The sequence below is a fragment of the Sphaerochaeta sp. genome (assembly GCA_022482495.1).
GTDB lineage: Bacteria > Spirochaetota > Spirochaetia > Sphaerochaetales > Sphaerochaetaceae > RUG023.
This window is the reverse complement of sequence record JAKVPA010000003.1, coordinates 22,417-48,940: the sequence shown is the minus strand read 5'-3', so window position 1 is coordinate 48,940 and position 26,524 is coordinate 22,417. Positions and strand designations below refer to the sequence as shown.

General features: G+C 55.3%; 26 protein-coding genes, 1 tRNA gene and 1 pseudogene. 17 read left to right on the top strand and 11 right to left on the bottom strand.

The annotated features are described in order from the left end of the window. Positions 1 to 9: 9 nt before the first annotated feature. Both LKE28_04335 and LKE28_04330 read left to right on the top strand, forming a co-directional pair. Entirely contained in the window at positions 10 to 1,185 is a 1,176-nt protein-coding gene (locus tag LKE28_04335; GenBank protein MCH3907478.1) for an N-acylneuraminate cytidylyltransferase, read from the top strand. Beyond that, positions 1,182 to 2,480 carry an oligosaccharide flippase family protein gene (locus LKE28_04330; protein ID MCH3907477.1) on the top strand — a complete coding sequence of 433 codons (1,299 nt, stop codon included), beginning with the start codon at positions 1,182 to 1,184 and terminating at the stop codon, positions 2,478 to 2,480. Before LKE28_04335 ends, LKE28_04330 begins: the two co-directional genes overlap by 4 nt. Here LKE28_04330 and LKE28_04325 read toward each other — a convergent pair. Together LKE28_04325 and LKE28_04320 are read right to left on the bottom strand one after the other, a co-directional pair. Continuing rightward, the gene (locus tag LKE28_04325) at positions 2,457 to 3,032 is read right to left on the bottom strand and encodes a hypothetical protein (protein MCH3907476.1); all 576 of its coding nucleotides are present in this window, start codon (positions 3,030 to 3,032) and stop codon (positions 2,457 to 2,459) included. The two genes, LKE28_04330 and LKE28_04325, sit on opposite strands and share 24 nt — an antisense overlap. 34 nt (positions 3,033 to 3,066) lie before the next feature. After that, entirely contained in the window at positions 3,067 to 4,113 is a 1,047-nt protein-coding gene (locus LKE28_04320; protein ID MCH3907475.1) for a capsule assembly Wzi family protein, read from the bottom strand. 181 nt (positions 4,114 to 4,294) lie between these two features. Between LKE28_04320 and LKE28_04315 the strand changes: the two genes are divergently transcribed. From LKE28_04315 to LKE28_04280, 8 genes are all read left to right on the top strand, one after another. Then, positions 4,295 to 4,366, top strand: a tRNA-Pro gene (locus LKE28_04315). Positions 4,367 to 4,454: 88 nt separating this feature from the next. Next, complete coding sequence (locus LKE28_04310; protein ID MCH3907474.1) at positions 4,455 to 5,714, top strand: 2-hydroxyacyl-CoA dehydratase family protein; 1,260 nt, start codon at positions 4,455 to 4,457, stop codon at positions 5,712 to 5,714. Further along, positions 5,711 to 7,438 (top strand): acyl-CoA dehydratase activase, encoded by a 1,728-nt coding sequence (locus LKE28_04305; GenBank protein MCH3907473.1) that lies wholly within the window; start codon positions 5,711 to 5,713, stop codon positions 7,436 to 7,438. The genes LKE28_04310 and LKE28_04305 overlap by 4 nt, the downstream gene beginning before the upstream one ends. Positions 7,439 to 7,532: 94 nt before the next feature. Continuing rightward, positions 7,533 to 8,282: an aminotransferase class III-fold pyridoxal phosphate-dependent enzyme gene (locus tag LKE28_04300; protein ID MCH3907472.1), complete on the top strand. Its 750-nt coding sequence runs from the start codon at positions 7,533 to 7,535 to the stop codon at positions 8,280 to 8,282. Then, positions 8,279 to 8,422, top strand: a complete 144-nt coding sequence (locus LKE28_04295) for an aminotransferase class III-fold pyridoxal phosphate-dependent enzyme (GenBank protein ID MCH3907471.1) — start codon at positions 8,279 to 8,281, stop codon at positions 8,420 to 8,422. The genes LKE28_04300 and LKE28_04295 overlap by 4 nt, the downstream gene beginning before the upstream one ends. Next, positions 8,358 to 8,885 (top strand): aminotransferase class III-fold pyridoxal phosphate-dependent enzyme, encoded by a 528-nt coding sequence (locus LKE28_04290; GenBank protein MCH3907470.1) that lies wholly within the window; start codon positions 8,358 to 8,360, stop codon positions 8,883 to 8,885. The genes LKE28_04295 and LKE28_04290 overlap by 65 nt, the downstream gene beginning before the upstream one ends. Continuing rightward, positions 8,869 to 10,296, top strand: coding sequence for an aspartate aminotransferase family protein (locus LKE28_04285; GenBank protein ID MCH3907469.1), 1,428 nt, complete (start codon positions 8,869 to 8,871; stop codon positions 10,294 to 10,296). The genes LKE28_04290 and LKE28_04285 overlap by 17 nt, the downstream gene beginning before the upstream one ends. 42 nt (positions 10,297 to 10,338) lie before the next feature. Further along, the gene (locus LKE28_04280) at positions 10,339 to 11,130 is read left to right on the top strand and encodes an alpha/beta hydrolase (GenBank protein ID MCH3907468.1); all 792 of its coding nucleotides are present in this window, start codon (positions 10,339 to 10,341) and stop codon (positions 11,128 to 11,130) included. On the opposite strand, the pseudogene LKE28_04275 reads toward LKE28_04280, so the two are convergent. Continuing rightward, positions 11,118 to 12,402, bottom strand: a pseudogene (locus LKE28_04275) (FAD-dependent oxidoreductase). The gene LKE28_04280 and the pseudogene LKE28_04275 overlap by 13 nt on opposite strands. Positions 12,403 to 12,496: 94 nt before the next feature. Between LKE28_04275 and LKE28_04270 the strand changes: the two are divergent. Together LKE28_04270 and LKE28_04265 are read left to right on the top strand one after the other, a co-directional pair. Continuing rightward, positions 12,497 to 13,462, top strand: coding sequence for a hypothetical protein (locus LKE28_04270; protein MCH3907467.1), 966 nt, complete (start codon positions 12,497 to 12,499; stop codon positions 13,460 to 13,462). Further along, positions 13,455 to 15,026: a D-aminoacylase gene (locus tag LKE28_04265; protein MCH3907466.1), complete on the top strand. Its 1,572-nt coding sequence runs from the start codon at positions 13,455 to 13,457 to the stop codon at positions 15,024 to 15,026. The genes LKE28_04270 and LKE28_04265 overlap by 8 nt, the downstream gene beginning before the upstream one ends. Here LKE28_04265 and LKE28_04260 read toward each other — a convergent pair. The 6 genes from LKE28_04260 to LKE28_04235 all read right to left on the bottom strand — a co-directional run bounded on the left by LKE28_04260 (position 15,010) and on the right by LKE28_04235 (position 19,889). Further along, positions 15,010 to 15,762 carry an amino acid ABC transporter ATP-binding protein gene (locus tag LKE28_04260; protein MCH3907465.1) on the bottom strand — a complete coding sequence of 251 codons (753 nt, stop codon included), beginning with the start codon at positions 15,760 to 15,762 and terminating at the stop codon, positions 15,010 to 15,012. The two genes, LKE28_04265 and LKE28_04260, sit on opposite strands and share 17 nt — an antisense overlap. A gap of 16 nt (positions 15,763 to 15,778) precedes the next feature. Then, positions 15,779 to 16,414 carry an amino acid ABC transporter permease gene (locus LKE28_04255; GenBank protein ID MCH3907464.1) on the bottom strand — a complete coding sequence of 212 codons (636 nt, stop codon included), beginning with the start codon at positions 16,412 to 16,414 and terminating at the stop codon, positions 15,779 to 15,781. 179 nt (positions 16,415 to 16,593) lie between these two features. Beyond that, entirely contained in the window at positions 16,594 to 17,406 is an 813-nt protein-coding gene (locus LKE28_04250; protein MCH3907463.1) for an amino acid ABC transporter substrate-binding protein, read from the bottom strand. 94 nt (positions 17,407 to 17,500) lie between these two features. After that, on the bottom strand, positions 17,501 to 17,698 hold the full coding sequence (locus tag LKE28_04245) for a FeoB-associated Cys-rich membrane protein (protein ID MCH3907462.1): 198 nt from the start codon (positions 17,696 to 17,698) through the stop codon (positions 17,501 to 17,503). Beyond that, positions 17,695 to 19,659, bottom strand: coding sequence for a ferrous iron transport protein B (feoB, locus tag LKE28_04240; GenBank protein MCH3907461.1), 1,965 nt, complete (start codon positions 19,657 to 19,659; stop codon positions 17,695 to 17,697). The genes LKE28_04245 and feoB overlap by 4 nt, the downstream gene beginning before the upstream one ends. After that, complete coding sequence (locus LKE28_04235) at positions 19,656 to 19,889, bottom strand: ferrous iron transport protein A (GenBank protein ID MCH3907460.1); 234 nt, start codon at positions 19,887 to 19,889, stop codon at positions 19,656 to 19,658. Before LKE28_04235 ends, feoB begins: the two co-directional genes overlap by 4 nt. A gap of 77 nt (positions 19,890 to 19,966) precedes the next feature. Here LKE28_04235 and LKE28_04230 point away from each other — a divergent pair, with 77 nt between their 5' ends. The 5 genes from LKE28_04230 (at position 19,967) to yqeC (ending at position 24,418) form a co-directional block, all read left to right on the top strand. Continuing rightward, positions 19,967 to 20,347 carry a metal-dependent transcriptional regulator gene (locus LKE28_04230; GenBank protein ID MCH3907459.1) on the top strand — a complete coding sequence of 127 codons (381 nt, stop codon included), beginning with the start codon at positions 19,967 to 19,969 and terminating at the stop codon, positions 20,345 to 20,347. A gap of 142 nt (positions 20,348 to 20,489) precedes the next feature. Beyond that, positions 20,490 to 21,791 carry an extracellular solute-binding protein gene (locus LKE28_04225; protein ID MCH3907458.1) on the top strand — a complete coding sequence of 434 codons (1,302 nt, stop codon included), beginning with the start codon at positions 20,490 to 20,492 and terminating at the stop codon, positions 21,789 to 21,791. 76 nt (positions 21,792 to 21,867) lie between these two features. After that, positions 21,868 to 22,791 (top strand): sugar ABC transporter permease, encoded by a 924-nt coding sequence (locus LKE28_04220; GenBank protein MCH3907457.1) that lies wholly within the window; start codon positions 21,868 to 21,870, stop codon positions 22,789 to 22,791. 9 nt (positions 22,792 to 22,800) lie between these two features. After that, positions 22,801 to 23,682 carry a carbohydrate ABC transporter permease gene (locus tag LKE28_04215; protein ID MCH3907456.1) on the top strand — a complete coding sequence of 294 codons (882 nt, stop codon included), beginning with the start codon at positions 22,801 to 22,803 and terminating at the stop codon, positions 23,680 to 23,682. A gap of 31 nt (positions 23,683 to 23,713) precedes the next feature. Continuing rightward, complete coding sequence (gene yqeC, locus LKE28_04210) at positions 23,714 to 24,418, top strand: putative selenium-dependent hydroxylase accessory protein YqeC (protein ID MCH3907455.1); 705 nt, start codon at positions 23,714 to 23,716, stop codon at positions 24,416 to 24,418. Here the strand turns inward: yqeC and LKE28_04205 are convergent. After that, entirely contained in the window at positions 24,400 to 25,338 is a 939-nt protein-coding gene (locus LKE28_04205; protein ID MCH3907454.1) for an XdhC family protein, read from the bottom strand. The genes yqeC and LKE28_04205 overlap by 19 nt on opposite strands. Beyond that, positions 25,331 to 26,464, bottom strand: a complete 1,134-nt coding sequence (locus tag LKE28_04200; protein MCH3907453.1) for an aminotransferase class V-fold PLP-dependent enzyme — start codon at positions 26,462 to 26,464, stop codon at positions 25,331 to 25,333. Before LKE28_04200 ends, LKE28_04205 begins: the two co-directional genes overlap by 8 nt. Between the last annotated feature and the right edge of the window lie 60 nt (positions 26,465 to 26,524).

The window sequence follows — 26,524 nt, the reverse complement described above, 5'->3', positions numbered from 1 at the left end:
GGGAAAAAGATGAATGTGGCATTTATCCCGGTAAGAGGTGGGAGCAAATCAATCCCGCTGAAGAACATCAAATTACTCAATGGCAAACCTTTGGTATATTGGGCTGTAAGGGCGGCTTGTGGTTGTAGATATATTGATCGGGTCTTTGTTTCAACCGACAGCAGGATTATCAGGGATACCGTTGAAAAGTTTGCAAAAGAGGAAGGGTCTTCCTTTTCGAAAGTTGAGGTGATAGACAGATCAGAAAAAACGGCTTGTGATTCTGCATCGACTGAGTCCGCCATGCTCGAATTTGCAGGGAATTATGATTTTAGTACAATCGTTCTTGTTCAAGCCACCTCTCCATTACTTACAAGCTCTGATCTTGACAAAGGTTTTGAAGCCTTTAGGGTGGGAGGTGTCGACAGCGTCCTGTCCGTCGTCAGACAAAAAAGATTCAATTGGGAAGTAGATGCGGAAGGATTCGCTCAACCTACAAATTATGACGTATTTCATCGTCCACGCAGGCAGGAATTTGATGGATATCTTGTAGAGAATGGAGCATTCTACATAACATCAAAAAATGATTTGTTGCGGACAAGAAACAGGGTTTCGGGGCATATCAAACCTGTTGAGATGAATGAGGATTCTTTTTTTGAAATTGATGAACCTTCTGACTGGGGGATCATCGAAGCGCTGATGAAAAAGCAACAACAAACCAGGGAGCAATTGCCGGTCATCAAGATGTTCCTTACGGATTGTGACGGTTGCCTTACGGATGGTGGGATGTACTACTCCGAGAAAGGTGATGAACTCAAAAAGTTCAATACAAAAGATGGCATGGGATTCCAACTTTTGAGGGAACATGGAGTCTTGACCGGTATGATTACAGGTGAAGATGTATCACTCAATGAAAGGAGAGGAGAAAAGCTCAAGCTTGATGTCTATGAACCTCATTGCCAAAACAAGGCAGCTGTGATTTCAAGGCTCTGTGAGAAATTCAGCATAGAACCGGAAAATGTGGTTTTCATTGGTGATGATATCAACGACCTTGAGGCCGTCAAAATGGTTGGATTGGGATGTTGCCCAAGTGATGCGGAACAACCTGTCAGAGAGGTCGCCAAATACATAACCAAAGCAAAGGGTGGGGAAGGTGTTATCCGTGAGGTTGTGGATAAAATCCTTGGATATAATTTGAATACATGATGAAGACGGAAAAATCCAAGATTCTCAGCAACATTTTCTGGATGACATTCGACAAGGTCTTCATCCTTCTTCTTAATGTCTTCGTTACCGTGAAGGTGGCCAATCATTATGGTGCGACAGAATATGGGGTATACCAATATGCAATAAGCGTTGTGGCGATTCTTGAGGTATTGGGGTCGTTTATTGATGGGCGTGTGGTAAAGAAACAATACCTGGAAACAGACCCCAGCATTTTGGTTTGGAATGTGACAATAGCGAGATTGATGCTTTCCCTCATTTCGTTGTTGTTCGGGGTTTGTGTGCTGTTTGTTGCTACACCTGATTTTGAATTTACTCTTATCTTTTGCTTATTGCTTTTTAATTCGATTATCAATGGGTCTCAGTTTGGGATGATCAACCGATATGAATATCTTTGCAGGTCAAAAGTAAATGTCCTGGCCAGGGATATTGCCAGTGTTTTGGGGTCGTTGTTACAGTTGTTTGCAGTCTGGAAAAAATTACCTACTTATGTTCTCGCCATCATCGTGCTGATTACGACGATCCAGAATTTGTTTTTGTTGTTTTTCCTTTACCACCGTGATTTTGGGATAACGGCATGGGGCGCTACCGATTTTGTCCTGATATGGGATATGGTCAAGGAAAGCATCCCTTTGGGTATTGCAGCCTCATGCGCTGTCATTTATTCAAAGAGCGATACCGTAATGATTGGTGCAATGTTAACAAAAGCTGATGTAGGCGTTTATTCAATTGCATTGAAACTAATAAGTGTCGTTCAGATAGCCCTTTCCCCAATCAGGGAGTCAGTCTATCCTGGTTTGATTCGTCTGTATCATACGGATAAAAAACGGTATGAGCAAAGATACATCCAAATAACCGCGACATTGACATGGATTTTTATTTTTGGTGCGGCTTTGTCTTTTTATATATTGCCTAAACTCATGTTCTTGATGAATCGTGAATATGAGGCTGCTTTGCCCATCTATAAAATCTATATTATAGGTTCATTTTTTATGTATAACGCTGCATTACGTGCTGGACATTTTACCCTGATACACCGAGGGAGAATACTTATGTATTCACAGCTTTTTAGTGTTTTAATTAACTTAATCCTGAATTATTGGTTAATTAGAAGCAAAGGACTTATGGGTGCTGCAATTGCTACCGCAATTACGCAAGCCCTTTCATTAATGTTCTTCAATCTGTTTTTCAAAAAGGATGGATGGCAGGTTTTTAAGCTTCAGCTTTTAGGGATGAATCCTGTATATATTTTTTCAAAAGTCATATTTAAAACCTAAAGAAAAGTGGAAGTTATTAAGAATTGTATTTACCCCATTTGCTGTGGAAATAGTAGTATAATATCCATTCCCATCAGTTTTATAGAGATCATTGAGAACTAAGTTGTAAACAACGCCCCCATTAACTTCGAACGTTTCAGATAGGAAGTAGGCGGTTTGAATCCCTATTGCAAAATTGGCTTTAAATGAACCGAAAAGAGGATTGTGGATTCCATGATCGTTAGAAGTTGGGGTTCCTGTTTTTATGACTTGTTCATACACATAATTATTATCAGGATTCGATCGTTCAATATAAAAGGTCGAAGTCCCTTTGGGATAATAGATTTTGAATGCAAGGATTTGGCTGTTTCCCGCCCATCCGGATCCTGCTCCAACAAGTTGCCCGTAATTCGTGAGGCTTACATTTCCATCATGTGAGTAGAAATTATACGCCCATTGGGTCTGGGCATCTTGACTCATTTCCATGTTGGTCCACTCAAAGATCAAATCTCCGGATATCTGCTTTTGTGGGTTGATTGAAAAACCTTTCTTCAGGCCAACTTGGTATACCATAGTGTGGAAGGGGTAACGCACATAGCCTAGGAATTTATCTCCCAGGCACATAATCATCAATTCCGAGCGACCCATAGATTTCCAGGCCCACAGTTGGGAATCTCCAGTTTGCGGAGATTTCCGCTTTGGCGTCCTCATTGCCGTTTCCGACAAAGGCGGTCGCTAGTCCGAACAACTGTTTCCAGCTTTCCGAGTCTTCCCAAGGGGTGATGACGAGACTGTTCAGGGAAAGGGTGAGGCCTGGAAGAAAGGAAGGAGCATAGGCGACGCTGGTTCCTGTGAGCAACATGTGTTTGTCGGCAAATCCTTGGCTGGGTTTATAGTAATCAGAATAACCGGTTCTTCCTGCCCAGAAACGGAGTTCAAAATCACCCGCGTACCAGTTGTTGAGCCAGGGGATTGTGATTTTTGTCTTTCTCCAACCAAAATCAAGGCGAGGGTAGGTCGGAGCGTTGTTGGAATGAAGAATGGCGTTAAGCCATCCTGGTCCGAGCCAGAGCGCTTGGGTCCCAAACCCTATCGTGAACGTCCCGATCGTATACCGGATTTCGGAGTCACCCCAGTCGAATGTAAAAAACGGAGAATCTCCAAACCTTTGGGGAAGATCCAAGGACGACCAATAATAGGCGTATGCACTTCCGTAATACGAATCGGCAACCATAATTTTGAAGGACAGATTCTGAGAGAAATTAAATTCAGGTTTCAGGATGATATCAAATCCATGTGAGCTGAATCCAACTCCACCTTTTACCTGGATGTTAAACCCTTTCCCTTGCCAAAGCGCGCCATCGTTCTGGCCGTAGGGATACGCACTGTTGTAGGATGAGAAAACTTCCGGTCCGTAAAACTTCCATACCTGTTCTTTTTTTGATCCAAGATTCCAGACATCTTGGGAAGCGTCAAGAAGGGTGAACTGGTTGTCGCTTAAGGTCCTCCAGCTCAGCGTGGGGCGCTCAGCGGCACCAATGAGTACCAAATGGTTCCAATATTCCTCTTCCAGCGATTTCAATGCGACGCCACCCCAAAGGAGGGAAGAAAGGCTGCAAACAACCATAATCAGAAGGCATTTCTTGCGATTCATAGGATGAGAATACCTGATAATTCCTGCTTTGGGAACTGTGCTCGTCTCAAAGCGGGAAGGATTACAAATGAAACGAAGTACCGATGTAATCTTATGGGGTATCATCAAAAGACACATGCTTCCTTTTCTGCTTGAGTTGACACTTTCGGCTTCAAAAGGTATAGTCTTTTCTGCTTGTGTTCGGGTAGTAGCGCAGTGGTAGCGTACTTGGTTCGGGACCAAGGGGTCGATGGTTCGAATCCATTCTGCCCGATGTAACCTCCCAGTTCCGTTGAGGAATGAGGGAGGTTTTTGTTTGTTCCGATGTTGTTGGTTTTAGGGTTTTCCGCTATCATCGGGGTATGTCGGTGGTGGATGCTTTTGGGGGCAAGGTAGGGGAGTTGGCGGTGACGGACGGGCAGAAAGCCCGGTCGCTGATGCTCCTTGGCTACGTGGCGCAGGAATTCCGGCTGAAGTGGTTTCCCGACAAGCGGCTTCCCAAAAGCAAGCAGTACCTCTCCTGGTTGATCATGCGGTATATGCGGGGAGTGCTTCGTCACCCTGAACAGAGTGCCATGACCAGCCTGTTTATTCCGTGCGAACCTCTTCTTTCTGTAGGCTACGCCCCGTATTCCGCCGAGGGGGTTTCGGCGTTCATGACGGGGACGCGATGCCAGGATCCGCTGCTGGACGCGGCGGATGAAGATCCCGGGCTCTGCTCGTATCATCGGATTTTTCTCGGAGGCACCCGATTGGGCCTGTTGCCGACGCCTCCGTTCCTCCTGTACACCAACGTGGCGTGTGACGCCAATATGATCACATTCCCCCATGTTTCCCGGACCTACCACATTCCACGGTTCTGCGTGGAAGTCCCATACGAGATTTCCCAGGACAGCGTCCGGTATGTGGCGGATGAACTGAGGGAAATGGTCACGTTCATTGAGGACCAGACCCATCGGTTGATCGCGCAGGACACGTTGCGGAGCGCGGTGAATCGCAGCAGGGAAGCGTGTTCCCTGTATCTTCGGTATCTTGATCTCGTCGGTTCGGTGAATGTTCCCGGGGATGTCACTTCCCAGATGTACGAGATCATGACCAACCATATGCTGCTCGGAAGCGAGGAAAGCCTGCGCTACTGGCGAATGGCCGTCTCCGACTATGAAAAAGGAAAGCCTGATCACGGGTTGAAGCTTCTGTGGATCCACACCATCCCGTTCGCCCAGATGCCGGTAAGAACGCTCCTGAATTTCAATCCACGGGTTCGGATCGTCGCCTGCGAGATGTCCTACGAATCGATGATCGCGTTCCAGGACGATCCTGATCCTTATCTTGCCATGGCGGGAAGAATGGTGCGCAGTTCGTTCTGCGGAGGGGTGGAGCATCGCGTCGACCAGATCCTTGCCGTGCAGAAACGGGTCCATGCCGATGGCGCGGTGCTGTTCGGCCACTGGGGATGCAAGGCGACGTTGGCCTCGTCCGGGATGATCAAGGATGAGCTGGAGGCGTTGGGGCTGCCCTGCCTGTTCCTGGATGGGGACGGGTGCGACATCCACAACCAAAGCGATGGACAGACGGAGACGCGGCTCCAGGCGTTCGTCGAGATGCTGGAGGCGGGAAAATGATCCGCTACGTGTGCAAGTACACTCCGATCGAGCTCTTCGCGGGCTTTGGGGTTTCCTGCAAGCCGCTTGAGGCGATGGCGTCCCAGTATCCTGATGCTGATCGTCTGGGGCACGCCAACCTGTGCGGGTTCGGCAAATCGGTCATCCAGGCGGTGGGTGACGGTGACGCGGAGGAGTTGGTCCTGGTCAATTGCTGTGACGTGATGCGTCGGGTGGCGGACATTGCCCGAAAGAGCGGGAAGTGCCGGTTCCTGTTTCTGTTGGATCTTCCCCACGAGGATATCGCATGTTCCCGCTCGTTATTCGTCCGGGAGATTCTCCGGTTGAAGGACGCCTATACCCGATACAGCGGAAAGGAGTTTTCCGTGGAGCGGTTCCTCTCGGCGTTCGTTCCTGAGAAAAAGGCATCCGGGACGTACATCGGGTTGGTAGGAGCCAGAGCGGACGCGTCCCTTGCCGCGTTTGTGTCCCAAAAGACAGGCTATCCGGTGGAGAACCATACCTGTCTGGGAAACCGGTTTGTACCACGTCCGGAAGGAACTGGAGATGCGATGTGGGACGCCTACGCCGCCGCGTTGCTTGCCCAGATTCCCTGCGTCCGGATGGACCGGAATGTCGGGCGGTCGGCGCTGTATCATGACCCCCAGCTTGCCGGGGTGGTGTACCACGCGATGAAGTTCTGTGATTTTTCCCAAATGGAGTGCAACGAGGCGTTGGCTTCCTGCTCGGTTCCGTCGATACGGATCGAAACGGACTACACCACGCAGAGTGAAGGCCAGTTGGCGACACGTTTGGAAGCGTTCCGAGAGACGTTGGACAAAACAAAGGAGCCCCCGATGAAAATACGTGACGGGTTTGTGGCGGGCATCGACAGCGGGTCGACCAGCACGGATGTGGTGGTGATGGACCAGAACCAAACCATTGTCGCTTCGGTCATTCTGCCCACGGGGCGTGGGGCGCGGGCCAGTGGGGAGGAAGCGCTGGGAAAAGCGTTGGAGGAGGCGGGAATTTCCCGCGATCAGGTGGCGCGTGTGGTGGCCACCGGTTATGGGCGTGATTCGTTCGGGGATGACCAGCGGATCACGGAGATTTCCTGCCACGCCAAAGGAGCCCATTTCCTGGATCCTTCCGTCCGTACCGTCATCGACATCGGAGGACAGGACAGCAAGGCCATCCGTCTGGATGAGGCGGGGGGCGTGGTGAACTTCGCCATGAACGACAAGTGCGCCGCGGGAACCGGACGCTTTCTGGAGATGATGGCCCGGGCGTTGGACATGGATATCGACCAGATGGCCCGTATGGGGGATACGGCGAACGAGAAGATCGTCATCAGCAGCATGTGCACCGTATTCGCCGAGTCGGAAGTGGTCTCTCTGGTGGCCAAAAACAAGGATGTAGGGGATATCGTGTACGCCCTGGACGCGTCGGTCGCCTCCAAAATCGCCGTGCTGGTGGGGCGTGTCGGCCTCACCGAGCCGGTGATGCTCACCGGTGGGGTTGCGAAGAACCCCGGAGTGGTGCACGCGTTGGAACGCAAGCTCTCCGTACCCCTTGCCATCTCCCCCTATGGCGCAACTGTGCGGGGCCATCGGAGCGGCATTGTTCGCCTTGGGGAAATGACCGGTTTTCCCCCTTGGGAAAATTTTTCAAAAACAGCTGGAAAACTCTTTTCTTTTCTCCCGTTTGTGATAATAATACGTGTGCTCGTTGCCTATGGTTCATAGGCGCGCGTAGACTTGGTACAACCATCTTGAAGAAGGAAGATAACAGGTGCGCCAATCCAGCGATGGAACGCGTACTGAAGAAGAGAAGGACAGCATGAGCACAGTCACCAATCAATTCTACCTTGACCGTCAGAATCAGACAGAATCGAACGCCCGGACATATCCGAGGAAATTCCCCGTCGCCCTGAAAAAGGCGAAGGGCGTTTGGGTGGAAGACGTGGAAGGAAACAAATATCTTGATTTCCTCTGCGGAGCCGGTACGTTGGCCCTTGGGCACAATGATCCGGAAGTGAATCAGGTGATGGTGGACATGCTGCAGAGCGATGCTCCCCTTCATACGCTGGACATCACCACGCCGGTGAAGGACCGGTTTGTGGAAACGCTGTTCAGCCTGCTTCCTCCCGGATTGAAAGATCACGCAAAAATCCAGTTCTGCAGCCCCAGTGGCACCGACGCGGTGGACGCAGCCATCAAGCTGTGCAAGACAGCCACCGGCCGCACGTCGGTGGTGGCGTTCCATGGAGCGTTCCATGGAATGGGCCATGGCGCCCTGTCGTTGACCGGAAACCTGGCCGCGAAGAGCCCGGTTTCGGGCTTGATGCCTTACGTGCAGTTCATGCCGTATCCGTACACCTACCGCGATCCGTTCGGGTTGGGCGGGGAAGCGGGTGTCGACGCCTGTTGCGCCTACTTCGAGCGCGCGTTGAAAGATCCTGAGAGTGGTATTCCGCTTCCCGCCGCGGTGATCCTGGAGGCGATCCAGGGAGAGGGCGGGGTGATTCCCGCGCCGAAGAAGTTCCTCCAGACGGTGCGCAGGGTGACCAAGAGCTGGGCATCCCGTTGATCTGCGACGAGATTCAGTGCGGCATCGGCCGCAGTGGCGACTTCTTCGCGTTCCAGTACGGGGATATCGTGCCGGATGTCATTCTTCTGTCGAAAGGCGGTCGGCGGCTCGCTTCCGCTTTCCGTTGTGGTGTACCGTGAGGAACTGGATACCTGGAAACCGGGCGCACATACCGGGACGTTCCGTGGCGACCAGCTTGCCATGGCGGCAGGTACGGTGGTGATGCAGCGTGTCTCTGATCCCGCGTTCCTTGAGGATGTGCGGGTCAAGGGCGAGATGATCCAATCCCGTCTGAACGCGTTGAAACAGCAGGTCTCCATCATCGGGGATGTTCGTGGCAGAGGGTTGATGATCGGGATCGAATTCATCAATCCCAACGGGCCGAAGGACATCATGGGCGTTCCGCTGTATGACGGGGATATCGCCGCCCGGGTGCAGAAACTCTGTTTCGAGAAGAAGTTGATCATGGAACGGGGAGGCCGTATGGGATCGGTAATGCGGTGTTTGGTGGCGCTCAACGTCACCCATGACGAAGTGAATACCATGCTGGACATCTTCCAGGACGTGGTCCGGAGGGTGGACGCTGATGTCAAGAAAGTCTGAGCTGTTGCTTTCGGAGGATCCCCAGTCACACCTGCGCTATCGGCAGATGATGGAAGAGACCATCGACGCCGTTTTGGACGCGTCTTGCGACGGCAGCGCGTATGGCGGCAGGACGCCTCAGCAATTACAGGCTGTCCTGCAGGATACGTTGCTTCCTTCTCATGGAATGGGATATGAGGCGGTGCTGGAGAAGATGAAGAAGGAAGTGCTTCCCAACTTCGTCCATACCTATTCAGACCGCTACATGGCGCACCTCCACAGTCCCGCGTTGATGGAGTCCCTTGCCACTGAAGTAATCCTTTCGGTGTTCAACCAGTCGATGGATTCCTGGGATCAGTCCCCCATCGCCACGGAGATCGAGGTGGAGGTGGTCAAGCAACTGACTTCGTTGTACGGGTACGGGCCGGATGCCGATGGCTCGTTCACCAGCGGAGGCACCCAGTCCAACCTTTCCTGTTTGTTTCTTGCCCGGGATTGGTTCTGCGGCAAACGAGGGTGGGACGTGAAGAAGCATGGGATTCCTGACGATTTCCGCTCGCTTCGGATGTACGTGTCGGAGATCTCCCACTTTTCCATGGAAAAGAGCGCCCATCTGTTGGGGCTTGGATATGACGCCGTGGTGAAAGTGCCGGTGGATGACGCCTGCCGGATGAACGTGGACGCCCTTCGGGCTTTGGTACGCAGGGACAAGGAAGCTGGGCTCCTGCCGTTCTGCGCCGTGGCGACCATCGGGACGACGGACTACGGGAGCATTGATCCGGTGGACGGCATCGCCTCGGTCTGCCGGGAAAACGGCATGTGGTGCCACGCAGACGCGGCGTACGGCAGCGCGACGATCCTCTCTGAGAAATACCGGAGCCGGCTGGGAAATCTTTCCCAGTGTGATTCCATCACGCTGGATTTCCACAAGATGTTCCTGCTTCCCATCAGTTGCAGCGCCATTTTGGTCAAGGACGGAAAGCATATGGAACCGTTCATGCTGCACGCCGATTACCTGAACCGGGAAGAGGACGAGGAGGATGGATACACCAATCTGGTGGGCAAGTCACTGCAGACCACCCGGCGGTTTGACGCGCTGAAGGTGTGGGTGTCGTTCCAGTGCCAGGGGCAGGATGGGTACGGGGCCATCATCGACACCTGCGTGGAGAATGCCACGTACGTGTATGAACGACTCCTCGCCGATCCTGATTTTGACGCGGTGACCAGGCCGGAGTTGAGCAGTGTGGTGTTTCGTCTGCATGGCGCGACGGATGAGCGCATCAAGGCGATCCGGAGGAAGTTGCTGCTGGAAGGAACCATCATCGGGCAGACGGTCTACAAAGGGAAAACCTACCTGAAGTTCACCTTGCTCAATCCGCGGGTCACCCACCAGAGTCTGGACGCGTTGCTGGATACCATCAAGCGGACATAGCGTTCTTTGCAAAAAACCGCTTCTCATGGTACGATGCGAAGCATGAAAATCATTCAGATTGGTGTGGGGCCCAAAGAGGTCCCGCTTACCGGATACTTGCAGGATTACGTGGATGACGGTGGCATCAAGAACATCCGTCCCAGTGTGGTGATTTGCGCCGGTGGCGCGTACCGCTTCCTTTCTTGGCGGGAACGTGACCCGGTGGCGTTGCACTTCCTCTCCAAGGGGTACAACGTGTTTCTTCTGGATTACTCGGTAGGAAAAGACGCTGGGGCGATGGAACCGCTTCTGGAGGCCAGTGACGCGCTGGTAAAGATCCGCTCCCACGCAACCGCCTGGCTGTGTGATCCCAACCGGATCTGTGTTTTGGGATTCTCCGCCGGAGGTCATGTGGCCGCGTCCATTTCCCTGTTGTTCGGGAACCCGGCGTTGGGGAAGCATCCGGACAAGTTGAACCGGCCGGACGCCTGTGTGCTCTGCTACCCGGTGATCTCCACCGGGAAATACGGTCATGAGGAGAGCGTCGGCTGGGTCACGGGTGGGGACGCCAAGCTGAAGGAACTGTTCTCCCTGGAGAACCAGGTGCCTGACGACGCCCCTCCGTTCTTCATCTGGCATACGGTGGAGGATGAGGCCGTTCCCGTTGAGAACAGCATGTTGCTCGCTTCTTCTCTCCGTTCCCACAACATTCCATTCGAGCTCCATTTGTTCCAGGAAGGCGGGCATGGGCTTTCCATGTGCAACGAGGAAGTGAACACACCGCATCCCGCTGACGTGGCGTGGGTCGGCCTGTGTGATACCTGGTTGGAACGGCGCTTCGATTACTCCAGATAAGAGGCGATGCCTTCGGCGGCGCGGATTCCCGAAGCCCACGCTCCGGTGATGCCTCGTGAGCATCCCGCGCCATCCCCGGCGAACCAGATGTCCTCTTTCACCCGGAAGTGTTCGTCCAAATACTCTGGTTTGTTGGCGTAGCATTTGATCTCCGGATAGTACATGATGGTGGAGGGGTGGAGTACACCGGGCACGATGGTGTCCAGGTTCTTCATCGCTTTCCAGATGCACCGGAGGATTTTCGCCGGCATGGCCAGAGAGATGTCTCCCGGGCTGGCTTTCAACGTGGGGGCGAAATCGTACAGGTCATTGTTGAACGTCTCTTCCTTGCTGCGAGAGCCCATGCGGAAATCCCCGACACGTTGCATCAACGGTTTGCCACCACCCATCAAGGCGGCCTGTAAGCCGAGGTTCTCGGCGAACTGCTGGCCACTTGCCAGCGGATGGGTGAACTTGACGGTCTTCAGAATGGCGAAGTTCACCGAGTCCGTTGTTCGTCTCCTTGTGGGCGGAGTAGGCGTGCCCGTTGACGGAGTACCAGACGTCTCCCCGTGAGGTCACGTACCGTTCCTGCACCACGTGGGCGTTGCCGCTGTTGGTACAGAACGTCCTGACTTTTTCGGGGAAATAGAACTTCGGGTCATAGTAATCGGTGACGATCGGGTAGTGCTCGATGCGGGTCTCCACCCGGATGCCAATGTCCACGATGTTGTCCACGTAGGGAACGGAGAGGGAACGCATCAGATCCTGCAGAAACTGGAAGCCGTGCCGGCCCGGGGCGACGAGGAGCGCCCGATACCCGATCTCCCGCTTCTGGGTGCGGATGATCTTGTTCGCTTCATCCACCCGGGTCATCTCCTCTCCCAGGGAAAGCTCCACGCCCAACGAGGAGAGGCGGGCCAGCAGTTCTTTGATCAACTGAAGGCCCCCATCAGTTCCCAGGTGGGTCTGGCGGATGGACAGCAGTCCGCATCCCAGTTTCTCCGCCCGCGCCTGGTATCGCCCCACATTGGTTTTATCCAAGAATTTGGGGTTGAGGAACGCGATGACTTCCTCCAGATAGCGGTTGGCTTCTTCTTCCGTCCAGTACTCGGTGGGGAAGCCGATGGGATAGGTGAAGTTCATCTTGCAGTCGTTGCGCATCCCTCCGGTGGAAAACTTCTCCTTGTCCATCATCAAAATGGACAGGTTGGGATTACGCCCCTTCAGGGCGAACGCCGCGCCCATACCCGCCGGTCCGCTGCCGACGATCACCACATCATACCGTTCCATGACTCCTCCGAAGGGATATTATCCGAGAAATGGCAAAGAGGGTAAAGCGACTTTCCCGTTGCCTGTTTGTCGCCATCATGGTACACCTATGGGTATGGCGACGATGCAATACATGAACGTCAAGACCGCCGCGGACAAGTGGGGACTGACGGAGCGGAGGGTGCGTATCCTCTGCAGTGAAGGACGGGTGGATGGCGTAATCCGGAACGGCTGGGGATGGAACATCCCGTACGACGCCCCGAAGCCACAGGATGGCAGAAGATTACGGCGCATCAAGAACGTCGGGCTCCGCCCGGGCGCTGCGAACTACGCGGCGTTGGACGCGATGGCGGAGGAGTTCCGCAGCCGCAAGGAAGACCAGGGATTCGTTTGGCGTACCATCGGCTCGTTGCTCCCTGATTTCCTCTCCGGTGCGTTGCTGTTGGATGGGATGGATGTTTCTCCGTCCCAGGTTTCCCAGCTGTTTGATGGCTCATTCCCCATGGGAATGGACCAATCGGTGGCGCTCCTTTGCCTGAACGCCCGCACCATGCTTCTTCGGTGTATCCAGGAGACGGGGCTTGGCCCGATCCCCGCCATGCCGCATGATGATCCATATCTCTCCGAAATGAAACTGAAAGGGATGTATCGGACCCTGCTTTCCGGTATCGATGACCTGAACCTCGGCACGTACCGCAAGGCATCCATCCCCGCCGGCGGGTCGACGGATGACGCGGTGTTCTCCATCGGACAGCAGATGGCCATTCTGCTTTACCAGTATGACAAGGAATGGCAGATGCTCCACCCGCTGGTACGCTCGGCGTTTCTGTTCGGGGAGCTGACGCGCATCCGGCCGTTCGGCGAGCATGATGGACTTTTCGCCCTGCTTGCCATGGCGTGCGAACTGCTTTCCGGCGGCTATCCGCCTCCGGTGATCCCCAAAGAGGGTGTTCCGGAACTGAACGCCGATCTCGCGCTGACCCGCCGGCGTGGCAACTACCAGGATGTGATCGCCTTGTTCGAGACTTCCATCCGGCGCGTGTTGTCGCTGCTCCTTCGGAGGAAAGACAACCATGTTTGACCTGGTGTTCTCCCATGCCACCGTGGTGGATGGCTCGGGAGCGGAACCGTATGTGGCTGATGTCGGCGTGAAGGATGGCGTGATCGCCCGGATCGGAACCATTGACCAACCGGGGGCCGTCGACGCGTCGGGGAAGATCCTCTGCCCGGGGTTCATCGACATCCATGCCCACAGTGAGCTTGAAGTCCTCAGGGATCCCGCCATGCGGGCCAAGGTCGGGCAGGGGATCACCAGCGAGGTGAGCGGAAACTGCGGGGTGGGGGTATATCCATCCCCGCGGGATGATTCCATCCAGAAGGCGTTGAACGAGGATGTGCTGGGGGCATGGAAGGAGTCCTATTGGTCGTCTTTCCAGGCGTATCTGGATCGTCTTGCCCAGAGCGGTACGGGAACCAACATGGCGTTCCTGGTCAGCCACAGCGCGCTCCGATGCACCGCACTTCAGGGAAATCCCAACCGGGTGGCGACGGATGAGGAGCTGAAACGAATGACATCTCTGTTGGAAGAAGCGTTCCGACAGGGATGTGTCGGTTTTTCCACCGGTCTGTACTACGCTCCGTGCATGTACGCGGATGCCAGGGAACTCCGTGCCCTTCTTTCCACCACGGCGAAGCATGACCGGCTGTTCGCCGTCCATCACCGGTGCGAAGGGGATGATGTCATCCCTTCGCTTGCGGAAGTGCTTTCCTTGGCCAAAAAGACCGGTGTCCGGCTGGAAGTCAGCCATCTGAAGGCCATCGGGAGGGGAAACCAAGGCAAGGTGGGCCGGATGCTGGAGATGATCGAAGGAGCCAAGGACAACGGCGTACGGGTGACGTTTGACCAATATCCGTATACCTATGGCTCCACCAGCCTGTTCAGTCTGTTGCCTCCTGATTACCTCCGCTTGCCAAGGGAGGAGCTTCTTTCCGCGTTGCACAATCCATCAGACAGGAAAACGATGCGTCGGGAGATGGAGAAGCCTGATGGGTGGGACAGCATCACCCAAATGGTGGGGTTCGGGGAGATCACCATCCTGGCGCTGGATCATCATCCCGAACTTCGGATGCACACGCTTCAGGATGTGGCCGACGAGCGGAAGACGGATCCCTTCACCATGCTGTTCGGTCTGCTCTCCGAGGAGACGGGCATCGCCCTGATGGCGGACACCACGCAGAGCGAAGCGTCGTTGATCCGCATCCTTACCCATCCGTTGATGGCCTTCGGTTCCGATGCCCTGTATGCCGGCTCTCTGTGGCATCCCCGTTCCACCAACGCGGCCGTGCATCTGCTCTCCCGCTATGGAAGGGAATTGAAGGTCGTTCCCTGGAAGGATCTGATCCGCAAGATGACCGCCCTGGCTGCGGGAAGGCTTGGGATGACTGATCGGGGAATGGTGAAGGAAGGAATGAAGGCGGACCTTGTCCTGTTCGATCCAAAGACCATCCAGGATACGGCTACGATGGACAAGCCGGTCGCGCCGATCATCGGGCTGGACTCTGTTCTGGTCAACGGGCGCGTTGCCTGTCAGGATGGAAAGCCGACCGGAGTGGTGGCGGGTTCTCCGTTTATTGCTCGTATCTGAGCAGGAACTTCTGGGTGCGTTGGTTCTTGGGATTCCCAAAGATCTCCCCCGGAGCGCCTTGTTCGACGATCACGCCATCGTCCATGAAGATCACGTTGTCCGACACTTCCCGGGCGAACTGCATCTCGTGGGTGACCACCACCATGGTCATCTTCTCTTTGGCCAGCGCTTTGATCACCTTGAGGATTTCCCCGGTCAGTTCGGGATCCAGCGCCGAGGTGGGTTCGTCGAAGCAGAGCACCTGGGGGTTCAGCGCCAGGGCGCGGGCGATGGAGACCCGTTGCTGCTGGCCTCCGGACAGCTGGCAGGGGTAGGCGGATGCCTTGTCCGTCAGTCCCATCTTCTCCAACAGCGCCATGGCGGTTTTCTCCGCTTCTTCCTTGCTCTTCTTCAGAACAAACCGCTGGGCTTCGGTGATGTTGGTCAGCACGGACATATGGGGGAACAGGTTGAAGTTCTGAAAGACCAGACCGCACTGCAGGCGGATGTGCCTGAGTTTTTCTTTGTTCGCGTAAGTGACCACCCCGTTGGTGGTGGATGCCATCCGCTCTCCGCAGATGTCGATCTCCCCGCCGTCGATCTTCTCCAATTGGGTGATGCAGCGAAGGAGGGTGCTCTTTCCTGATCCTGACGGCCCGATGATGGACAGGACTTCACCCTTCTGCAGGCTGAAGGAGATGTCTTTCAATACTCCCAGGTCCCCGAAATGTTTCTGAACGTGTCGGACGGTGATGATTTCTTCCATAGGTGCCTCAGTTGTAATAGGCGAGCTTGCGCTCGATGTGGTCGAAGGTTTTGGAAACCAGGCCGTTCATCACGAAGTAGAACAGGCCGGCGATGAAGATCGGAGTGGTGGAGAACTGGCGGGCCGAGGCGTTCTGCGCCACGCGGAACAGCTCGGCGACCCCGATGGTCTGGGCCAGGGCGGTGTCCTTCACCAAGGTGATCACCTCATTTCCCATCGCCGCCATGATGCGTTTGACCACTTGGGGGAGAATGATGCGGAAGAAGGTGTGGGCTTTGGTGAACCCTAGCACGGAACTGGCTTCATACTGGCCTTTGGGGATGGACTGAACGCCTCCGCGGTAGATCTCGGCGAAGTAGGCGGCGTAGTTGATGACGAACGCGATGATTACGGCGGTGAACCGGTCGTAGGATGCGTGGAAGATGTAGTACGGGGCGAAGTAGACGAAGATCAACTGGAGGATCAACGGGGTCCCGCGCATGATCATGATGTACACGTTGACCAGCCAGGAGACCACGCGGTTCTTCGCCATGCGCCCCCGGGCGACCAGCATCCCCAGTGGCAGGGCGAACAGCAGCGTCAGGAAAAAGATTTCCAACGATGTTCCGGTCGCCTTGAGCATTTGCAGCAGTAATGGTCCCATGAAACCCATACCTTCCTAAAGGATTTCCTTGGCGGCAAAATGCATACCCAAGGAATAAACATACCGAATCATACACCAAAGGAAAAAACTTGCCTAGGGAAGGGAACGGAAGTGGCGGGATTCTTTCCTGGAAAAGAAAAACTCCCGGTTTCCCGGGAGTCGTTGACAAGATTGTTCTGTTATTTGCCGATGACGGTGATGTCAGCGCCGAACCACTTAGTGGCGATCTTGGCAAGACTGCCGTCCTTGGCCATCGCTTCCATCTGCGCCTGCACGGCGTCCCTCAAAGCGATGTCGTTCTTGCGGAAACCGACGCCGTAGGACTCTTTGGACAGTCCTTCGGGGAGGATCCGGAAGTCTTTGCCGCTGCGGTTGATGTTGTCGTTGGCGACAAGCAGGTCAAGAACGACGCCGTCGACTCCACCGATCTCAAGGTCCATCAGGGCGGTGAGGTTGTCCTTGAACTCGACGATCTCCTTCAGGCTGCTCTTGAAATCCGGGGTGTCGTCCACCGCTTCCTGGGCGGAGGAGCCCGCCTGCAGTCCGATCTTCTTGCCTTTCAGGTCGGCCAGTGTCTTCACCGGGGAATCGCCTTTGACGACAACCACCTGGGCGTTGTCCACGTAGGGTTCCGTGAAAGCCATGTTGGCCTTCCGTTCGTCGGTGATGGTGAATCCGTTCCAGATGCAGTCGATGTTGCCGGTGTTCAGCTCCTGCTCCTTGGCGTTCCAGTCGATCGGCTGGCAGACCAGCTTCACGCCCAGCCGGTTGCACACCTCACGGGCGAAATCGATGTCGAATCCAACGATCTCGTTGTTCTCGTCACGGAATCCCATCGGTGGGAACGAATCGTCCAGACCAAGGACGAACTCACCCTTGTCCAGAACCTTCTGCAAGGAATTGTCGGTCGTTGTCTGCTCTTTGTTGCCTTGGGCAAACAGCGTCGACACCATACAAAGCGCCATGATGGCTACCAAAATCTGTTTTTTCATAGGAAACCCCTTTCCTGAATGATATGCCACGATTGTACGGTTTCCCGGCGTTTTATTCCAGTCTTTTTGCATAAATATGCTAATGAATGTATATTTATTTATGGCAATTCCCGGCGAACGGGCATCCCGCGCATCCGCTGGGGGGACAGGTATGCTTGCCGTCACTGCTTGCCGCGCACCGCGTGCAGGAGCCGCAGCTGTTGGAGCGGTTCTGCCTGACCACCGAACGGATGGCCAGAAAGAGCAGGAACGCGATGACCAGTCCTACGATAATGTTCGCCAATACCGTCATACCATCATGCCTCCTGCCCAATATATCAACAGGGCGACCAGGTAGGCAAATCCCATTTGGTACCCCACCGCCCTCCAGAACTTCCGTTTGTCACTGCCCAGTTCCTTGAACATGGCCGTCTGCGCCGCGACACAAGGGGTGGAAAGCAAGACGAAGGCCATGAAGGAGAGCGCCAAGCGGGTGGTGAAGACGGAGGAGAGTGCCGCTCCTCCCATCGTCACCGTCAGGGTGCTGACGATGCTTTCTTTGGCGGCGATCCCGGTAAGGAGCGCCACCGCCGCCTGCCAGGTGCCGAAGCCCAACGGTTTGAAGATCGGGGCGACGATTCTGCCGATGGTGGCCAGAATGCTCTGGTCGGCCGATACCGGTTGCAGGGTGAAGGAGAAGGATTGCAGCACGTAGATGCCCGCCGACGCGAGCAAAATGATGGTGCCCGCCTTGTGGACGAAGCCTGCGATCCGCTCTTTGGTCTGCAGCCAGACGTTCTTCACCGTAGGGACCTGGTAGTGGGGCAGTTCCAGGATGAACGCGTTGGTCTCTTTGTGCTTGTCCAGCTTTTGGCTGATCAACCCGGTGATGATCACACTGAGGATGCCCAGGAAGTAGATCAGGGGGGCGATGTACCATTTGCCGGGAAAGAAGAAGGCAATGAACAAGGCGAAGGTGGGCATCTTGGCGCCGCAGGGGATGAATGGGGTGACGATCACCGTCAGTTCACGCTCCCGCTGGTGCTCAATCGTCCGGCTGCACATGATGGCGGGTACGGAGCATCCCGTACCGATGACCAGCGGGATGATCGATTTGCCGGACAAGCCGATGGAGCGCATGATCCGGTCCATGATGAACGCGATGCGGGCCATGTACCCGCAGTCTTCCAGAATGCTCAATAAGAGAAACAGAACGAACAATTGGGGAACAAAGGTCAGGACGGAACCGACGCCTCCGATGATGCCGTTGACCAGAAGTCCTCGGAGGATCGGTACCACGCCGATCGAGGAAAGGAACGCGTCCAAGTGGGTGTTGATGAAGTCAAAGAACTGTTCGATCAGGGGAGTGGTGATGCCGCCGACCAGCTGGATGGAAAAGTAGAACACCCCGGCCATCACCAAGGCGAACAGCGGGATGGCGCCGTACTTGCTGGTGGCGATGCGGTCCAGTGAGAATCGTTGTTCTTTTTTTACGGTAGTCTGGCAGGCGGCGCAGATTTTCTCCGCCACCTTGTACCGCTGGTCGATGATCACCGCTTCCGGGTCATCATCGTAGGTGACGGTCAGCGCGGCGCGCGCCTGGTCGATCAACTTCTGGGTGGTGGCGGGGACGGGTGGCATGGAGGAGAGGAACAGTTCATCCTGTTCGATCAGCTTGATGGCGGCCCAGCGCATCGGGCGTCCCTGGGGAAGATTGTGCAGGTAATCATCGGCGATGATCGGCGTGATGTATCGTTCCACCGTGTTGGAGAACAACGGACAGGCGGGGAGCTTGCCGCTGGAGAGTGTCTGCCGTATGGTCTCTTCAAAATGTTCCAGACCTTTGTTCTTGGACGCGGAGAGCTGGATGGCGGGACAATTGAACAGCATGGAAAGTTTTTTCGCGTCAATGGTGATGCCGTTCTTTTCCAACAGGTCCGTCATGTTCAGCGCCAGAATCACCGGACGCCCCAGTTCGACCAGTTGGGTGGTCAGGTACAGGCTGCGCTCCAGATTGGTGGAGTCAATGACGTCGATGATCAGATCCGGTTGTTCGTCCAGAATGTACCGACGGGCGATTTTCTCTTCCGGAGAGTAGGGGGACAGGGAATAGATGCCGGGAAGATCCAGGATCCGCATCCCATGATACAACCCTTCCTTCTTCTCTACGGTGACGCCCGGCCAGTTGCCGACGTACGCCGTCGTTCCCGTCAGTTGGTTGAACAGGGTGGTCTTGCCGCAGTTGGGGTTTCCTACCAGAGCCAGGGTGGTCATTTGGTTTCCTGCAGGGAGATGTGGTCTCCTTCGGCTTTCCTCAGACAGAGATTGTACCCTCTCAGCTCCACTTCGATCGGGTCTCCCAACGGCGCTACCTTGACCATTTTCACGGCAACCCCTCGGGTGAATCCCATGTCCATCAGTCTGCGTTTCAGCGGTTTGGGCGCGACGATCGTATCGACGGTGCCCGTTTCCCCCAACGTGAGACCTCCTACGGTTTTCTTCATACTAAAAAGTTAGCATAAACAAACTTTACCGTCAAGGAAGAAGTGACAACCGGCCGGAAATATGGTACGTTGCATATATGCACAAAAGTGGCGAGGACTATCTTGAGGCGGTGCTTGCCATTGAGGAGGAACACGGCGTCGTCCGTACCACCGACGTGGCCAACAGGCTTGGGCTTTCCAAGCCTTCGGTAAGTCGTGCCATGCAGAACCTGATGGATGGCGGCTACGTGGTGCGTCCCAGCTATGGGGACATCAAGCTGACGGACAAGGGCAGGGAAGTGGCCAGCAGGATGTATGGGCGCCACAAGATGCTCACCCGGTTCTTCCATGAGGTGCTCGGGGTGGATGGCAAGGTCGCCGAGCATGACGCCTGCTTGATCGAACACGATATCTCCGAAGAGACGTTTGACAAACTCTCCGCGTATCTCCATACATTACAAAGTGATGACAATGTATAACGGAGAAAATTACAAAACTGTTTGAGCTTTCTCAAAACCGAACCTTTTTTCCGCAAAGCCTTAAAGAAATACCAAGAATGTTTTCTTGCGGCCGCTTTCTTCTGCCCCTACACTGAACATACCGAATACAGGGAGGCTTTGTATGAAAAAAGGAATGGCGCTGTTCTTGGCGCTGGCGTTGCTCACGCCGGCTGTCTTCGCGCAAGGATCAAAGGAAGCCGCTGAGGACAATTCCCCGGTGACGATTGAGTTTTGGACGCATGAGGATGCCGCGCGGCAGAAACTGGAAGACCGGTACATCCAGGAATTCCAGCAGGCGCATCCCAATGTAACCATCAACGTGACCCGTCAGGCATCCGGAAAGATGGTGGAGTTGGTTCAGACCAGTTTCGCCGCCGGCAAGGGGCCGACGATCTTCAATCTGCAGGTGAATGAGGAATACCCGTACATCGTAGCCGGTCGTGTCGCCCCGATGGACTACGCGGCCACAGGTTACAAGGACGCCAAGGACGTCATCGCCGCCTACGCGCCCAAGACGATGGATCCGGTCACCTATGAAGGCCAGGTGTATGGACTTCCGATGGAATTGACCAACTGGGCTATTTACGTCAACAAGCGGGCGTTCCGGGAAGCCGGGTTGGATCCTGAGAAGGATTATCCGAAGACCTGGGAGGACATGGTCACCGTCAACCAGAAACTGGTCAAACGGGATGGGGACATCCTGAAGAGCCGTGGCTACGATTTCCGCTATGGCTACAACCTGGAGAACATGGTTCCGATGGTGGAGCAGCTGGGTGGAAAACTGGTCAGCGACGATGGCAAGGAAGCGATTGTCAACAAGGACGCGTGGGTGAAGTTCTTCACGTTCCTGCAGCAGTGGGGCCCGGATGGGCTGAACCTGGGATCTCCGACGTTGACCGCAGCCCGCAAGGTGTTTGACAAGGACAACGGGGAAGTGGCCATGTGTTCTTCCGGCCTGTACCAGCAGTCCCGCATCAAATCGGAGAACCCGTCGTTCTACGACAGCGGAGACTGGATGGTCATTCCGTATCCCAAGTTCAAGGATGCCGTCGCCGATGGCGCCTGCAACTACTACGGCCACTACTACATGGTCAACGCCGACGCGGACAAGCGGACGCAGAAAGTCGCCTGGCAGTTCATCGCCTACATGCTTTCCCACGGTGAGGAGTATCTGACCGAAGTGCAGTTGCTCCAGCCGACGAACAAGCTGATGGAAAGTGATACGTTCAAGAACCTGCCGTACTCCGATGTGTTCCGCTCCGATATGGAACGGGCCCACGTGGTGTACTATGGAGCCAACTCCAGCGCTATCCAGGAAGCGCTCACCGCTGCCGTCAAGGCGGTGATGATTCAGAAGAAAGCTCCGGAAGACGCCTACAACGAGTTGAAGAAGACGGTGCAGGAATTGATCAACGAAGTGTGATTTCTTCGTAAGGCGCGAGGGGTGGAAACGCCCCTCGCTTTCCATTTTTTCGGTGATATGTATGGGGAGAGGTGTTATGGCCAAGCAAAAAACGTACAGTATTGAACGCAAGCAGGCGAAATGGGGATTTTTGTTTACCGTCCCCTGCCTGGTGTTTTTCGCGGTGTTCAGCTTTTATCCGATCATCAATGCGCTTCTGACCAGTTTCACCAACCGGCAGGCCATCGCCCGTACCAGCAAGTGGGTGGGGTTGCAGAACTACGTGTATCTGTTCACCCAGGAGAACGCCGGTTTCCCGCTGCTCAATTCGATGCGGGCGACCTTCACCTTCACGTTGGGGACCTTCATCCCCATGGTGGTGATCTCCTTGATCCTCGCCACGTTGATGATGCAACTCAGACAACCTGGCCAACGTGGTTTTTTCCAGATCGCGTTCTACATGCCCGCAGTCCTCTCGTCGGTGGTCGCCGCGTCCATCTGGATGATCTTGTTCAATCCGAGGGGACTGGTCAACCAGTTTTCCAACCATCTGTTGATGACCCATGGGGTGGACTATCGATGGTTGACGGATGACGGTATGTTGCAATGGTCCACCATGATTGTCTATTTCTGGAAATACATCGGCTATTTCGTCATTCTGTTCATCACTGGTCTGGCGTCGATTCCTCCGACGCTCTACGAGGCGGCCATCGTCGATGGTTCCAGTCGTTGGCATACGTTCTGGCGCATCACGCTGCCACTGCTCAAACCGACGGTGGTGCTGGTTTCCATCATGGCGATGCTGCAGTGCCTGAAAACGTTCAGCACGCAGTACATGTTCGTGCAGAACGGAGCGGCGCGAGGGCCGATCGACGTGATCACGATGAACATCTATTACACTGGGGTGCGCAACGGGAAGTTGGGGCGGGCTTCGGCCATGTCCATCATCCTGTTCGTCATCATGCTGGCGCTCACCTATCTGCAGTTCGCCGCTTCCAAGAGCGACGACGTCGAGTACTAGGAGGCGGATATGGCAAGCAATACTTATGTCGGCCGGGTGAGTGTGGGAGAAGTGGTGGCGTGGATTCTCCTGCTTATCGTGATGTGTTTCACCATTCTTCCCATCCTGTTCATGGTGGTGGCTTCCTTCATGGACGCCAAGCAGATCCTCACCATGCCGTTCAATTGGATCCCTTCCAGGTCGTATTTTCTAACGCAGGACCGTACGTTTCTGACCAACTTCCACAAGGCGATCTACGGCAACAACAATAATCCGGTGTTCCTCCGTAACATCTGGAACTCGTTGGTCGTGGCGCTCACCGACGCCGCCACCACCGTCCTGTTGGCATCGTTGTGCGGATACGGACTTGCCAAGTTCAAGTTCAAGGGACGGACGTTCGTGTTCATGGCCATCATGGCGACGATGATGATCCCGTTTGAGGCCATCATGATCCCTCTGTACATGGTCGCATCTTCGATGAAGATCATGGACACGTACCGTGGCTTGATCATCCCGTTCCTCGTCTCCGCCTTTGGGGTGTTCCAGATGCGCCAGTATTTGATCACGTTCCCCAGCGAGTATCTGGACGCCAGCCGTGTGGACGGGCTAGGGGAGTTCTCCATCTACTGGAGGATCGTGCTTCCCAACTGCACGCCGGTGGTGGCCACGCTGGGAATCCTCTCGTTCCGCAACCAGTGGGACAACCTGCTCTGGCCGTTGTTGGTGTCACAGAGTGAGAAGATGAAGACCATCCCGTTGTACATCACCAAGTTCAGCGAGGAGAAGCAGACGGACGAGGGAGCCATGATGGCATGCGCACTCCTGGCGTCCATCCCGATGTTCATCCTGTTCGGCTTCCTGTCCAAATACTTCCTGGGCGGCGCGGAGGTGTACGAGTCCCGCAAGGGTTGACGGATGGCGAAGCGCTTTGGATGATGGATGCATGACGCGTTTGGACGAAACGATCGGCACGTTGGCGCGTGGGAAGGTCATCGCCATCACCGGAGCCGGGGGGAAGACCAGTCTGCTTGCCCTTCTGGGGCGGTATTACCGGGGTTTGGGAAAGCGGGTGCTTTTGACGACCACCACGAAGATGCAGACCCCCGAAGGCTTTGGGTTTTCCGCTGACCGGTACTTCTTCGGAGATTCGGAGGTTTCCTCCTACTTTCCCCATCCCGGCGAGACGGTCTGGTTCGCCGACCCTCATCCCTCTCTTCCCAAAGCGATTGCTCCTTCCTTGGAGAGTATCCACAACCTTTCCTTCCGGTATGACATCACGTTGATCGAGGCGGATGGCGCGCGTCGTCTTCCGTTGAAACTCCATACGGAGCGGGATCCGGTGATCCCTTCGTTCACCGACACGGTGATCGCCGTACTTGGGTTGTCAGCCATTGGACAACCGCGGAAGGAGGTGTGTTTTGGTGAGACGGGGGAGAAAACGGTGGATTTCCCCTATCTGCAGCATCTGATCGATACGCCACAAGGGGTGAGGAAAGGTTTTTCAGCCCAACGCTCCTGCTTGATCCTCTGCAACCAGTACGACGCGATAGAGGAGACGGAGAGGGAGAAGAGTTTGTCCCTCCACGCTCCCTATCCCATCCTGTGGGGATCGGTACAGGAAAACCGCTGTTACCAGAGCCGGGTGTAGAGAAGCTTCACCGCGCCGCCGCAGACCATACCGGCGTCTCCATGGGGACCGAGGTCCTCTGCGTCGATCATGTTCGCTTTGAGCGCCCTTGCCTTGTCGATGGCCCGTTTCTCCACTGATCCTCCCCCCACCGTTCCGATGACGTTGTCCTTGGTGACCAGCATCATCGCTCCAGGAGTCGCCGGGGAGGAGCCGGTTTTCTCAAGCACGCGGACCAACACGCCGTCCGTTTCACAGGAGGTGGCAGCGGCAAGCACCGTCGGGTCGATCAACACACGACCGGGATCCTTGGCGTAGATGGAGATGATCTGGGCCATGATGGACACGGCGATCTCCGCCGGGCTGTTTCCGCCGATGGCAAGTCCGATGGGGGCGTGCACCGAAGAGAGTTCTTCGTCGGTGAACCCTTCCTTCCTCAGCGCGTCGAAGGTGAACGCCACCTTCGCCCTGCTGCCGATCATGCCGATGTAGGCATGGGGTTGCCGGAGAGAGTAGGCCAGGCACTGCCGGTCGAACAGATGTCCATGGGTCGCGATGACCACGTACGCCCCGGGGAACGTGATGGGGTGCTGGGGGAGCTGGTCGAAGGGCATGCAGTGGACGGTCGCCTTGGGAAAGCGCGCCTGGTTGGCGAATTCCTCCCGGTCGTCGTAGGCGTCCATCGGCATTTCCTGCAAAACGCCCAGCTGGTACAGCGCCAGGGATACATGGCCGCCTCCAAACAGCACCAGGTGCGGTTTGGGGATCAGATGTTCGGTCAGCGTCTGCGCTCCTTCGGGCTCAAAATGGGGACTGGCAAGCACCTGCTTGTCCCCGATGGAGATCGCTTCTTCTCCGATGTGGGGGCCGGAAAGCACCGTGGTCCGGCTGCAGATGTCCTTGTTCAGAAATTGGGACAGGTGACGATAGTATTCATGCATGGATCAGCTCCTTCAACGCTTCTTTGGTGGCGAGGATATCCTCATCGGTGGTGAACGGCCCCGGAGCGAAGCGTATTGTGCCTCCGGGGAACGTTCCGAGACTGGTATGGGCGGATGGCGCGCAATGCAACCCCACCCGTGTTTCGATTCCATAACGATCGGCGAGTGAAAAGGCCACATCGGCGGGATCGTTCCCCGGTGTGGTGATGGAAAATACCGGGACACGGCCTTCCATCGTGGGAAGCCCGACCAATGAGACGCCCGGTTGTTCCATAAGGATTTCCAACAGCGCTCCTCCTGTCTGGTATTCCCTTTCTTTCACTTTCTTCCCATGGGCTTTCAGATAGGTGAGGGCGGCGTGCAGTCCCAGGATGCCGGGCAGATTCTGCGTCCCCGCTTCCAGCCGGTCGGGAAGGACGGTTGGGATGGTTTCCTTGTCGCTGAACGAGCCGGTGCCGCCGCTGACCAGCGGGTCGATGGTAGAGGCGATTTTTTCGGTGAGCGCGAGCCCTCCGACTCCCTGGGGGCCGAGCAGTCCTTTGTGTCCCGTCCAGGCGAACGCGTCGGCGTGGATGCCACAGAGATCCAGATAGGGTACGGCCTGCGCTGTATCCACCAAAAAAAGCAGATGGTGCCGCCGGGCGAATTCAGACAACTCTGCAAGCGGTTGGATGGTGCCGCAGACGTTGCTTGCAGCGGTGGTGATGATGGCTTTGGTCTGGGGCGTGATGAGATCCTCCAGATGATCGACGAGCATCCTGCCCTGTGAATCGGAAGGAATGCGGGTGAACGGGAAGCCGCTTTGCACCAGAGGACGCATCACGGCGTTATGTTCCATGGAGGAGACCAGCAGGTGGTCACCGGGCTGGAACAGCCCTTTGATCAAAAAGTTCAGCGCTTCGGTTACGTTCAGCGTGAAGGTGACCAGCCGGGGGTCGGGGATGGAGAACAGCGACGCGACCATCTGGCGGGTTTCCATCACCTGTTCTTCCGTCGCGTAGGCATGGGAATACGCGCCACGGTTGACGTTGCTCCCGTTGCCTGAGAGAAAGTCAGTGATGGCCTTCCCGACGCCGGGGGCTTTAGGCCATGAGGTGCTTGCGTTGTCCAGATAGATCCGCCGCATGGCACAAGTGTAGCGCAATATCCCGTCTTTTGCCATTCCGGATGTGGGCGGATAATGGAA

Excerpts from the sequence above, each read along its gene's own strand:
- LKE28_04335 (MCH3907478.1), top strand. The coding sequence starts at position 10 with ATGAATGTGGCATTTATCCCGGTAAGAGGTGGGAGCAAATCAATCCCG.
- LKE28_04330 (MCH3907477.1), top strand. The coding sequence starts at position 1,182 with ATGATGAAGACGGAAAAATCCAAGATTCTCAGCAACATTTTCTGGATG.
- LKE28_04325 (MCH3907476.1), bottom strand. The coding sequence starts at position 3,032 with ATGGTATACCAAGTTGGCCTGAAGAAAGGTTTTTCAATCAACCCACAA.
- LKE28_04320 (MCH3907475.1), bottom strand. The coding sequence starts at position 4,113 with ATGAATCGCAAGAAATGCCTTCTGATTATGGTTGTTTGCAGCCTTTCT.
- LKE28_04310 (MCH3907474.1), top strand. The coding sequence starts at position 4,455 with ATGTCGGTGGTGGATGCTTTTGGGGGCAAGGTAGGGGAGTTGGCGGTG.
- LKE28_04305 (MCH3907473.1), top strand. The coding sequence starts at position 5,711 with ATGATCCGCTACGTGTGCAAGTACACTCCGATCGAGCTCTTCGCGGGC.
- LKE28_04300 (MCH3907472.1), top strand. The coding sequence starts at position 7,533 with ATGAGCACAGTCACCAATCAATTCTACCTTGACCGTCAGAATCAGACA.
- LKE28_04290 (MCH3907470.1), top strand. The coding sequence starts at position 8,358 with ATGTCATTCTTCTGTCGAAAGGCGGTCGGCGGCTCGCTTCCGCTTTCC.
- LKE28_04285 (MCH3907469.1), top strand. The coding sequence starts at position 8,869 with ATGTCAAGAAAGTCTGAGCTGTTGCTTTCGGAGGATCCCCAGTCACAC.
- LKE28_04280 (MCH3907468.1), top strand. The coding sequence starts at position 10,339 with ATGAAAATCATTCAGATTGGTGTGGGGCCCAAAGAGGTCCCGCTTACC.
- LKE28_04270 (MCH3907467.1), top strand. The coding sequence starts at position 12,497 with ATGGCGACGATGCAATACATGAACGTCAAGACCGCCGCGGACAAGTGG.
- LKE28_04265 (MCH3907466.1), top strand. The coding sequence starts at position 13,455 with ATGTTTGACCTGGTGTTCTCCCATGCCACCGTGGTGGATGGCTCGGGA.
- LKE28_04255 (MCH3907464.1), bottom strand. The coding sequence starts at position 16,414 with ATGGGACCATTACTGCTGCAAATGCTCAAGGCGACCGGAACATCGTTG.
- LKE28_04250 (MCH3907463.1), bottom strand. The coding sequence starts at position 17,406 with ATGAAAAAACAGATTTTGGTAGCCATCATGGCGCTTTGTATGGTGTCG.
- LKE28_04245 (MCH3907462.1), bottom strand. The coding sequence starts at position 17,698 with ATGACGGTATTGGCGAACATTATCGTAGGACTGGTCATCGCGTTCCTG.
- feoB (MCH3907461.1), bottom strand. The coding sequence starts at position 19,659 with ATGACCACCCTGGCTCTGGTAGGAAACCCCAACTGCGGCAAGACCACC.
- LKE28_04235 (MCH3907460.1), bottom strand. The coding sequence starts at position 19,889 with ATGAAGAAAACCGTAGGAGGTCTCACGTTGGGGGAAACGGGCACCGTC.
- LKE28_04230 (MCH3907459.1), top strand. The coding sequence starts at position 19,967 with ATGCACAAAAGTGGCGAGGACTATCTTGAGGCGGTGCTTGCCATTGAG.
- LKE28_04225 (MCH3907458.1), top strand. The coding sequence starts at position 20,490 with ATGAAAAAAGGAATGGCGCTGTTCTTGGCGCTGGCGTTGCTCACGCCG.
- LKE28_04220 (MCH3907457.1), top strand. The coding sequence starts at position 21,868 with ATGGCCAAGCAAAAAACGTACAGTATTGAACGCAAGCAGGCGAAATGG.
- LKE28_04215 (MCH3907456.1), top strand. The coding sequence starts at position 22,801 with ATGGCAAGCAATACTTATGTCGGCCGGGTGAGTGTGGGAGAAGTGGTG.
- yqeC (MCH3907455.1), top strand. The coding sequence starts at position 23,714 with ATGACGCGTTTGGACGAAACGATCGGCACGTTGGCGCGTGGGAAGGTC.
- LKE28_04205 (MCH3907454.1), bottom strand. The coding sequence starts at position 25,338 with ATGCATGAATACTATCGTCACCTGTCCCAATTTCTGAACAAGGACATC.
- LKE28_04200 (MCH3907453.1), bottom strand. The coding sequence starts at position 26,464 with ATGCGGCGGATCTATCTGGACAACGCAAGCACCTCATGGCCTAAAGCC.